This is a genomic window from bacterium, from assembly GCA_041649255.1.
Taxonomy (GTDB): Bacteria; Hydrothermota; UBA3073; order JACQXS01; family JAQTXJ01; genus JAQTXJ01.
The window spans coordinates 123,516-133,254 of the sequence record JBAZNK010000011.1; the positions used below are offsets into that span (position 1 = coordinate 123,516).

General features: G+C 36.5%; 11 protein-coding genes. 8 read left to right on the top strand and 3 right to left on the bottom strand.

What is annotated here, in order from left to right:
* Window positions 1-20: 20 nt before the first annotated feature.
* From nadA to nifS, 3 genes are all read right to left on the bottom strand, one after another.
* Window positions 21-944 carry a quinolinate synthase NadA gene (nadA, locus tag WC614_08815; GenBank protein MFA5033107.1) on the bottom strand — a complete coding sequence of 308 codons (924 nt, stop codon included), beginning with the start codon at window positions 942-944 and terminating at the stop codon, window positions 21-23.
* Window positions 945-1,020: 76 nt separating this feature from the next.
* Window positions 1,021-1,404: a GxxExxY protein gene (locus tag WC614_08820; GenBank protein ID MFA5033108.1), complete on the bottom strand. Its 384-nt coding sequence runs from the start codon at window positions 1,402-1,404 to the stop codon at window positions 1,021-1,023.
* 17 nt (window positions 1,405-1,421) lie between these two features.
* Complete coding sequence (gene nifS, locus WC614_08825; protein ID MFA5033109.1) at window positions 1,422-2,600, bottom strand: cysteine desulfurase NifS; 1,179 nt, start codon at window positions 2,598-2,600, stop codon at window positions 1,422-1,424.
* A 376-nt stretch (window positions 2,601-2,976) separates the two neighbouring features.
* Between nifS and prfB the strand changes: the two genes are divergently transcribed.
* The 8 genes from prfB to WC614_08865 all read left to right on the top strand — a co-directional run.
* Window positions 2,977-4,065 (top strand): peptide chain release factor 2, encoded by a 1,089-nt coding sequence (prfB, locus tag WC614_08830; protein MFA5033110.1) that lies wholly within the window; start codon window positions 2,977-2,979, stop codon window positions 4,063-4,065.
* A gap of 60 nt (window positions 4,066-4,125) precedes the next feature.
* The gene (locus WC614_08835; protein MFA5033111.1) at window positions 4,126-4,443 is read left to right on the top strand and encodes a type II toxin-antitoxin system RelE/ParE family toxin; all 318 of its coding nucleotides are present in this window, start codon (window positions 4,126-4,128) and stop codon (window positions 4,441-4,443) included.
* Window positions 4,444-4,453: 10 nt separating this feature from the next.
* The gene (locus WC614_08840; GenBank protein MFA5033112.1) at window positions 4,454-5,539 is read left to right on the top strand and encodes a HigA family addiction module antitoxin; all 1,086 of its coding nucleotides are present in this window, start codon (window positions 4,454-4,456) and stop codon (window positions 5,537-5,539) included.
* A 62-nt stretch (window positions 5,540-5,601) separates the two neighbouring features.
* Entirely contained in the window at window positions 5,602-6,888 is a 1,287-nt protein-coding gene (locus WC614_08845) for a DUF2851 family protein (protein MFA5033113.1), read from the top strand.
* Window positions 6,881-7,084, top strand: a complete 204-nt coding sequence (locus WC614_08850) for a hypothetical protein (protein MFA5033114.1) — start codon at window positions 6,881-6,883, stop codon at window positions 7,082-7,084. The genes WC614_08845 and WC614_08850 overlap by 8 nt, the downstream gene beginning before the upstream one ends.
* An 87-nt stretch (window positions 7,085-7,171) precedes the next feature.
* Entirely contained in the window at window positions 7,172-7,906 is a 735-nt protein-coding gene (lepB, locus tag WC614_08855) for a signal peptidase I (protein ID MFA5033115.1), read from the top strand.
* A gap of 36 nt (window positions 7,907-7,942) precedes the next feature.
* Window positions 7,943-8,659: a signal peptidase I gene (gene lepB, locus WC614_08860; GenBank protein ID MFA5033116.1), complete on the top strand. Its 717-nt coding sequence runs from the start codon at window positions 7,943-7,945 to the stop codon at window positions 8,657-8,659.
* Window positions 8,660-8,699: 40 nt separating this feature from the next.
* On the top strand, window positions 8,700-9,739 hold a 1,040-nt coding region (locus WC614_08865; GenBank protein ID MFA5033117.1), incomplete at its 3' end, for a mechanosensitive ion channel family protein.

A 9,739-nucleotide genomic window follows, 5' to 3' on the forward strand; every position in this document is an offset into this window, starting at 1 on the left:
TTTTTCTCCTTCTTAAATTTTTATACATACTCAAGCATTCGCGTAAGCGATAAGGAAGCTTTTCTTATTATTTCATCCGGTAGTTCTAATCTATATTGATTTTCTTTCCCGTTTAAATCTGACTCCGCCAATAAGGCAAGATAAATATCTTCCAGCTTAGTAAGTTTCATATTTTTACACATTCTTGCCGGCCCAAGTGTGTAAAATTCCTTATTTGGGTTTTCCTTTTTCAGTCTATGAATTATGCCTTCTTCCGTTCCGATTATTATTTCTTTTGCCTTTGAAGCCTTTGCAAACTTTAACATTCCATCCGTGCTTAATACTTCATCCGCAAGTTCAACTACTTCATTTTCGCATTCAGGATGGACAATTATCGGAGCGTTTTTATGGGATTCCCTTGCCGATTTCACATCTTCTGCAGTCATTTTAGAATGGACATAGCAATGTCCCATACAGGATATAATTTTTTTGTCGGTGAATTTCCTCACATAGTTGGCTAAGTTTTTATCGGGGACAAATATAATTTCTTTTGCTTTTATGTTTTGCACTACTTTTACCGCATTGGCCGAAGTGCAACATACGTCCGTTATCGCTTTAACGTCTGCGTTTGTATTTACATACGAGACGACAACTGCACCCGGATGTTCTGATTTAAGTTTCTCCAACTGTTCAACACTAATCATATCCGCCATTGGACAGGTAGCGCCCATTCTTGGAATAAGGACGGTTTTTTTAGGGGAAAGTATTTTTGCCGTTTCCGCCATAAACTTAACCCCGCAAAATACTATTACTTTGCAATCCAATTCCGAAGCTTTTCTTGACAATCCAAGCGAATCTCCCACGTAATCCGCAATATCCTGAACCTCACCTCTCTGGTAATTATGCGCAAGAATTACGGCGTTGTGCAGTTTCTTAAGTTGATAAATCTTTTCTTTTAAGTCCATTTTTTCAACAAATTCTTTTTATGAAACCGCAGATAAACACACCTGCCTGCCGGCAGGCAGGGATAAACGCAAATGATTAGAATTCATTGACCAACCTCTTTATTTCTAATTTAGGACGACAAAAGTTCAATATTAGACCCAATTTCAATTTGGTCGCCTTAAGATAATTTATAAGCTGTGCCTCATGAATTTCATCTATAAACTTTACTGCTTTTATCTCTATAATTATTTCATCTTCAACTAAAATATCGGCGATATAATCTCCTACAATTTCCTTTTCATAATAAACTTTTATTGGCGATTGTTGTGCAATCTTAAATCCTGCTTTTTTGAGTTCTAACGCTAACGCATTTTCATAAACCTTTTCTAAAAAACCACATCCCAAAGTATTATGAACATTGAAAGCGCCTCCGATAATTTTCTCTGATACTTCATTTAATCTGCGTCCATTTGCGTTCATCTGCGGTTACATTAATTTTATTTTTTATAAAGTGGGGACATCTTCCGTAACCTTTCAACGATTCTGGGTAATACTTCTATTACCTTATCAATGTCTTTTTCCGTAGTATAGCGGCCTATGCTAAATCTTAATGCTCCCTGCGCGGTTACCGGAGACACGCCCATTGCCACAAGTACGTGCGACGGGTCAAAAGAACCCGACGTACAGGCTGAACCCGTAGAAGCGCATATCCCTTCGGAATCAAGGTCCAACAACATAGACTCACCTTCAACGTATTTTATGCATACGTTTAATGTCCCGGCTAACCTGTTTGTAGGATGCCCGTTAAGAATTACTTCGTCTATTCCGTTTAATATTTTGTTTTCTAATTTGTCTCTCAGTGTTTTGATTCTTTCTTCTTCCGCATATTGATTTTGTATGGCTAGTTCACAGGCTTTTCCTAATCCGACTATTCCCGGAATGTTTTCGGTGCCCGCCCGCATACCTTTTTCCTGGTGTCCGCCGTGCATAAATTCGTCCATCTTTGTTCCTTTTTTAATGAACAAAGCGCCTACGCCTTTAGGTCCATAAAACTTATGCGCAGACAAAGACAACAAATCTATACACATATTATGAACGTTTATAGGTACTTTTGCCGTTGTCTGGACAGCATCCGTATGAAAATAAATTCCGTTTTTATTTGCAAGTTTTGCTATCTCATTAATGGGTTCAATCGTCCCGACTTCGTTGTTTGCGTGCATTACGGAGATGAGTATAGTTTTATCGGTTATGGAATCTTTTAATTTGTTTAAGTCTATGGTTCCGTATTTATCTACCGGAATGTAGCTTATTTTAAATCCCTGTTCTTCCAACCACTTACAGGAATTGAATACTGCGTGGTGTTCTATTGTAGAAGTAATAATATGGTTGCCTTTGCTTTTATCGGAGATCCCGCCATGGCGGTGGTTTGCAAAAGCGACTCCCTTGATGGCAAAATTATCTGCCTCTGTTCCGCCGGATGTGAAAACAATTTCGTTTGGTTTTGCACCGATAAGTAAAGCGACTTTTTCCCTGGCTTCTTCTTTTGCTTTTAAGCTTGTATGCGCTAACCTGTATGAACTGGAAGGATTTCCAAAGTTATCGGAGAAATACGGCAACATAGCTTCAACGACTTTTTCATCCGTAGGAGTAGTGGCATTGTAATCCAGATATATCATTTTATCCCCCTCAAGAAATTAGAATAAAGAATATAAATCGCTTACAACAATTGTCAATAATAAGTTTGCTAATGCGCCGAAAACCCTTTTTTGTCACCCTGAGCAAAGCGAAGGGTCTCATATCCTATCTAGTTTATTAGTCTGCCCTGAACAATATATTGAGATTCTTCACTACGTTCAGAATGACAGATAAGGGCTTTAGGATAACCGTTTGAGTTGATTTAGAATTTTTTCAGTATACTCGTTTATTGCTAAAAAAGTCTCTTCCTATTTTACTTGACTTCTTTTGATAATCAACTATTATCAGATTTTGGAATTGCGGAATGCGGATTGGGGATTTAACAGATAAAGCGAAGAAGGGAAGGATTAAAAACAAATGGCTATGTCAGAAGAATTAGTAAAGCGACTGCAGGAAAAATTTGCAGAGCTGCAAGGCTTAATTGATATTGAGAAACATAAAAAAATAGTCTCAAAGTTAAACGACGAATTAAGCAAACCCGGTTGCTGGGACGATAACAACAGGGCGCGAGAATTCAGCGAATCACTATCAAGACACCAGGAAATCGTGAAAGAAATAGAACAGGTTTCTACGGAATATGCCGATTTAATCGAATTCGCAAAACTCGGCGAACCCGTGGAATCCGAAATTACCAAACTTATTGATAAAATAGAAGGAATAGAAATCAATCATATCTTTGACGATGAAGTAGATACTTATCCTGCATTGTTGAACATTCATCCCGGAGCAGGAGGAACCGAGTCCTGCGACTGGGTATCTATGTTATTGAGAATGTACCTGAGATGGTTTGAAAGAAAAGGATTCAAAGCAACAATCATAGATTATGAGGCAGGGGAGATTGCCGGGATTAAAAACGTAACAATAGAAGTAAAAGGCAAGAACGCTTATGGATGGGTAAAAAGTGAGTCGGGAGTACATAGACTCGTCAGAATATCACCTTTTGATGCAAACAGCAAGAGACACACCTCTTTTGCTTCCTGTTTTGTATACCCGCTCATAGAAGACGATGCAAAGATAGACATAAAAGAAGAAGATTTAAAAATAGATACTTTCAGGTCTTCCGGGGCAGGCGGGCAAAATGTAAATAAAGTTTCCTCCGCCATACGAATAACTCATTTACCAACAAACACCGTTGTATCCTGCCAGTCCGAGCGCTCACAATTTTACAACAAACAGAATGCAATGAAAGTATTAAAGTCAAGATTATACCAGTTAAAAAAGAATGAAGATGAAAAAAAGCTTGCGGAAATGACCCCGCAAAAACAGGATATCTCCTGGGGAATGGAAATACGTTCCTATGTCTTTTGCCCTTATACAATGGTAAAAGACCATCGTACGGGAGTAGAATCCGGCAGATTGCAGAATATAATGGATGGTGATTTGGATTTGTTCGTCAAAACATGGCTATTAAAAAATGCAAAATCGCAACAAAACAAAACTACTTAAAAAATATTAACCCATTGGGTTAATAAAAACTTGACATTTTTCCGATAGTGTTTTAAGGTAATGAAAGTATTATTCAAGAGTTCTAAGTTACAAAAGATTTGTGAAAGCGAAAAAGAGTTGTGTCGGAAATACGGGAAACAACAGGCGGGAGAAATAGTAAAAAGAATCAATGAACTTGTAGCTGCGGAAAGCTTGTATGATATATCTAAACTACCACAAGCAAGGCTACATAAGTTGGCAGGTAACTACAAGAATCATTTTGCCGTTGATATAAAGCATCCTTACAGGTTAATTTTATTGCCATCAAATGGCGGAGATTTTGTAAACTTAAAATTAATTACTATTGTTGAAATAATTAAAATAGAAGATTATCATTAAAGGGGGTTTAATGGCAGAAAGAAAATATAATCCGGATATAGCTATTCATCCCGGCAAGACTTTAGAGGATACTTTGAATTCTTTAAAGATGAGCCAGGCTGATTTAGCGCACAGAACAGGGTTGACGACCAAAACAATCAATGAAATTATTCAGGGGAAAAACCCTATAACTCCCGATACTGCAATAAAATTGTCGATGGTGTTCGGTATGTCGGCAAATTTCTGGAATAATTTAGAAAAGAATTATGAAGAGACATTGGCAAGATTAAGTTTTGAAAAACAAGTTGCAAAAGAACTGCCCCTATTACAAAAATTTACCTGTTATAATGAACTTTATAAATGGGGATATGTTAAAAAAACACTCGATGCAAAAGAAAAAATCAACAACTTGCTTAGCTTTTTCGGAATAACTTCTCTCAATCTTGTGCCAGTAAATCTTGGGGTTTCTTTTAGAAGAACAAAGGGCAAACAAGTATCTAATGAATCATTAGCCGCATGGTTAAGGTGTGGAGAAATAGATGCGCAAGAAATCAAAACACAAGACTTCGATAAAAGCAAACTAATAAACTCTTTGGAGAGTTTAAAATCTTTAACTAAAGAAAAGCCCGAAGTATTTCAAAGCAAGTTAATTGATATTTGTTCGTCTTCCGGTATAGCAGTAGCATTTGTTCCTCCTTTAAAAAAAACTTATGTAAACGGTGCAACAAGATGGATTAATCCTGATAAAGCAATAATTCAATTAAGCTTGAGAGGGAACCGAGATGATATATTCTGGTTTACTTTTTTTCACGAGATTGCTCATCTTGTGAAACACAGTAAAAAAGAACAATTCATTGAATTTGAAGACCAAAAATCAACGGAAGACAAGGAAAAAGAAGCCGACGAGTTTGCCTGTGAAACACTTATTCCTGAAAAAAAATATTTGAGTTTTATTAGTAAAAAGGACACTTCCGATAATGCTATTATGAACTTTGCCAATGAATTAAATATTTCGGCAAGTATTGTTGCAGGACGCTTATGTCATAAGCATAACGATTGGAAAAAATGGTCGCATCTCAGGAAAAGATTAAAATTTGTAAGCAGTACTTCTTGCTAAAAGGAAATTTAGGTTTTAGGGTGGAGTAAAATGTCCTTTTGGTTTTTATTTGGAAGCGTATTGTGGATAACAAGCTATTAAAAGAAGCATTCCTCTCCTGGATATGGGAAACTCAGTCAATAAAAACTAACCTCCTGACGGAAGATTCTCAACCAATAAATGTAGTTTTCCCTGGCGAATTAAATTTAGACGACGGACCAGATTTTAAGAACGCAATCATTGAATTTAACGGATTGCCTGTCTCAGGCGATGTAGAAATTCATACGTTTTCTTCGGACTGGAACTTGCATAAACACTATACCGACCAAAAATATAATAATATTATATTACACGTAGTTGGGCAAAGCAATACGGAAGATTGTTTTACTAAAACAGGGAATAAAATACCTGCGCTTGAGTTATCCAAATGGTGCATCCGGCCACTAAACAAGCTGTTTAAAGAATACACGAAGGCAACGATAAAAACAAAATCTTTTATATGTTGTCATACAAAAAATATCTCCAATGACGAATTGAAAGTCCTGCTGGAACAACAAGGGCTTAAAAGATTCGAACTTCGCAAACAAAAATTTCAGGATACGATAAAATCTTATGGTGCAGAGCAGGCGGTATATTCGGGCATTATGAAAGCGTTAGGATACGCGAAGAACAAAAACGCTTTTGCGAAACTCGCGGAATATATAGATGCCAAAAAGCTGAAAAAAATAACCTGTAATCTTCCCGTTTCTACTCGGATAAAACTTATAAAAACTGCTCTTCTCGGAACTGCAGGATTATTGCCTGAAAAGTTAAACCCTTTATGGGAAAAAATTAAACGTGAAATTCCAAATATTATGAATCCTTACGAATGGCAATTTTTCAAAGTCAGGCCTCATAATTTTCCTATAAATCGCATAAACGCAATAAGTTGTTTCCTGGCAAGAACAATACAAACCGGGATGTATAATTCTCTGGTTAAATACGAATTAAAGCTGAAAGAAATTGAAAAACATTTGCAGCCTTATTGCAAAAATAGTAAAACTAAAATCGGCAAACCCTGCGCCGGAATAATAATATTGAATGTATGGCTGCCTGTACTCTCGGTAACAAGGGAAGACCTGAAAGATGAAGTTATAGAAAAATATAAATCTTATAAACCTTTACCTGACAACTATATTACAAATTATATGAAACGAATTTTACTTGCCTACTCGGCAGGCAGGTTCAAGGATAAAAAAGGATTGCGCAGTGAAATTTACAACCAGGGAATGATTCATATATATAATAATTTTTGCAGGATGAAACAATGCAAAAACTGTCCAATAAAATTGCATCAAACAAAAGGAAGCAAAAGGGGGCGTTATGTCTAAGTTCTACAAAGTTCTTATTACACACAAACACGATGCGGATTCAGAAAATGATGAAATAATGCCTTCCAAGTGGATAATAATGAGCAAAGAGCAATTGGAAAAATACATTCAACAGCCTGTTACCGAAGAAAACGATAACGGAAGAACAATGATAGGTTATTCCGAAATCGTATGGAAAAGCCACCAGTTGTCATAACACAGGCCAAAATTTAGTAACGCATCTCTTTATAATACCCGTTTTTCTTGACAACTTCCATAAGAATAATATAGTTGATATAATAGTATGAAGAAAATAAATATCAGGCCAACTCCCAAGTCCAAAAATCCAAATTCCACGATCAAAAATCAAAAATCAAATCAGTGGTTAAAAGATATTGTTTTCATCGGAGTTACGGTATTCCTCATAAGAGCTTGTGTAGTCGAAGCATATAGAGTTCCCACGGGTTCTATGGAAAACACTATTCTTATAGGCGACCAATTATTTGGTTGTAAGTTTTTGTACGGCATAAAAATACCTTTTACAAATACCAGAATATTAGAATTTCATAAACCACAGCCAAAAGAAATAGTCATTTTTAAAGCTCCTTATGAGCGCAGAAAATTAGTGAAAAGATGTATCGCCACAGAAGGAAATATCGTAGAAATAAAAAATAAAAAAGTATACGTAAATAATATATTATTAGATGAACCTTACGTTAAACACATAGACCCGACAACTTATGAAAGTTTGCCATTGGAAAACTCGCAATACCAGAAGATATGGGAAAAAACAGGGTTTATGCGTTGCGGAGGCGAAATTCGCGATAATTTCGGTCCCGTAAAAATACCTAAAGATTGCATATTCGTTATGGGAGATAACAGGGACGATTCTTTCGATTCAAGGTTCTGGGGCCCCCTTAATAAATGTTACCTTTTAGGCAAAACATTGATTATACATTTTTCATGGAATCCCGACCCGCCGCTTTATAAGATATGGGAAAAAATAAGGTGGAACAGGATGGGAAGGATTTTGTGGTAATCGTTACAAACATCAGGAGGATGCCGGATAAAAATTATGAAAAAAACAAATACCGATAACCGTCCAAAAAACAATAAAAACGCTTTTAACCAGTGGGTCAAAGATTTAGTTTATATTGTGGTTGTTGTCGTGTTAATCAGGGCATTTATCGTTCAGGCATACCGCATTCCAAGCGGTTCAATGGAAGATTCTTTACTTATAGGAGACCATTTGTTTGCCTGCAAATTTTTATACGGAATAAGACTTCCCTTCTCGGATACGAGAATTCTTAAGTTCCACGACCCCAAATATAAAGAAATAGTTATATTCAGATACCCTTATGAGAGAAAGGATTTCGTAAAACGCTGTATCGCAACCGCAGGAGATATTGTAGAAATAAAAGATAAAAAAGTATACGTAAATAATAAACTTTTAGAAGAACATTACACTAAATTTGACGACCCAACCGTTTATGAAAAGCTGCAATTAGAAGATTATCAATATCAACAAATATGGGAAAAAAGCGGTTTTATGAATGGCGGCGGAAACGTAAGAGATAATTTCGGTCCGGTAAAAGTTCCTAAAGATTGCATATTCGTTATGGGAGATAACAGGGATGCTTCATTCGATTCAAGGTTCTGGGGACCGCTTAATAAACGCTATTTGCTCGGCAAATCATTGATATTGTATTTTTCGTGGAATCAGAAACCGCCACTTTATAAAATTTGGGAGAAAGTAAGGTGGAACAGAATAGGTAGAATAGTCTGGGGGTAATATAGGGGCAATTTTTCCGCCTCTAAAAACAGGAGAGGATATGTTTCAGGATTTGATGCAAGAAACGTTTTTGGGTAATAAGCTATCAAGCTATATTACCTGCGCTATCAGCATTATTATCTTTATCCTTATTATAAGCATAACAAAGACGGTTATTTTTAAACGCCTTAAATCGTTCGCAAAACAAACCGCTACAACGGTAGATGATTTTTTAATCCGCCTTTTTGAAAAAACTTTAATTCCTTTGCTTTACTTTGGTGTTTTTTATGTTGGGGTAAGACATCTGACATTAGGCGCTAAAGTATTAAAAGACATTAAAGTCGTGGGAACCATATTTTTAACTGTTTGCGGGATTTTATTTTTGGCGGAATTAATAACTTATTCTCTAAAAACTCACTGGCTGAAAGGCGAAAAAGATACCACCAAAGAAAAAAGCCTCAAAGGAGTAGTTACGGTAATAAACGTAATCATCTGGGGACTTGGTATCGTTTTTCTGCTTGATAATCTTGGATTTAAAGTCTCAACGGTAGTCGCGGGATTGGGAATTGGCGGAGTAGCGGTAGCGCTTGCGGCACAAGCCGTTTTAGGCGATTTATTCAGCTATTTTGCCATTATACTTGATAAGCCGTTTGAAATCGGGGACTTCATTGCGGTTGATAACTACCAGGGAACTATTGAAAACATAGGCATAAAAACGACAAGAATAAAAAGCCTGAACGGGGAACAGTTGGTTTTTGCAAACAGCGACTTAACAAAATCAAGAGTCAGGAACTATAAAAAGATGGAGCAGCGAAGGATATCGTTTAAGTTTGGACTTGCTTATCAAACGACTACCCAACAATTAAAAGAAATTCCCGTAATAATAGCAAATATTATAAAAAACATTGATGGGGCAACCTTTGACCGCGCCCATTTTTCAACTTATGGCGATTTCAGTCTTGGTTTTGAAGTGGTTTATTACGTTAAAAACAATGACTATAATAAATATATGGATATCCAGCAGACAATTAACCTTACGCTGAAAGAAGAATTCGAAAAGCGCAGAATCGAGTTCGCTTACCCAACGCAGACGGTATACGT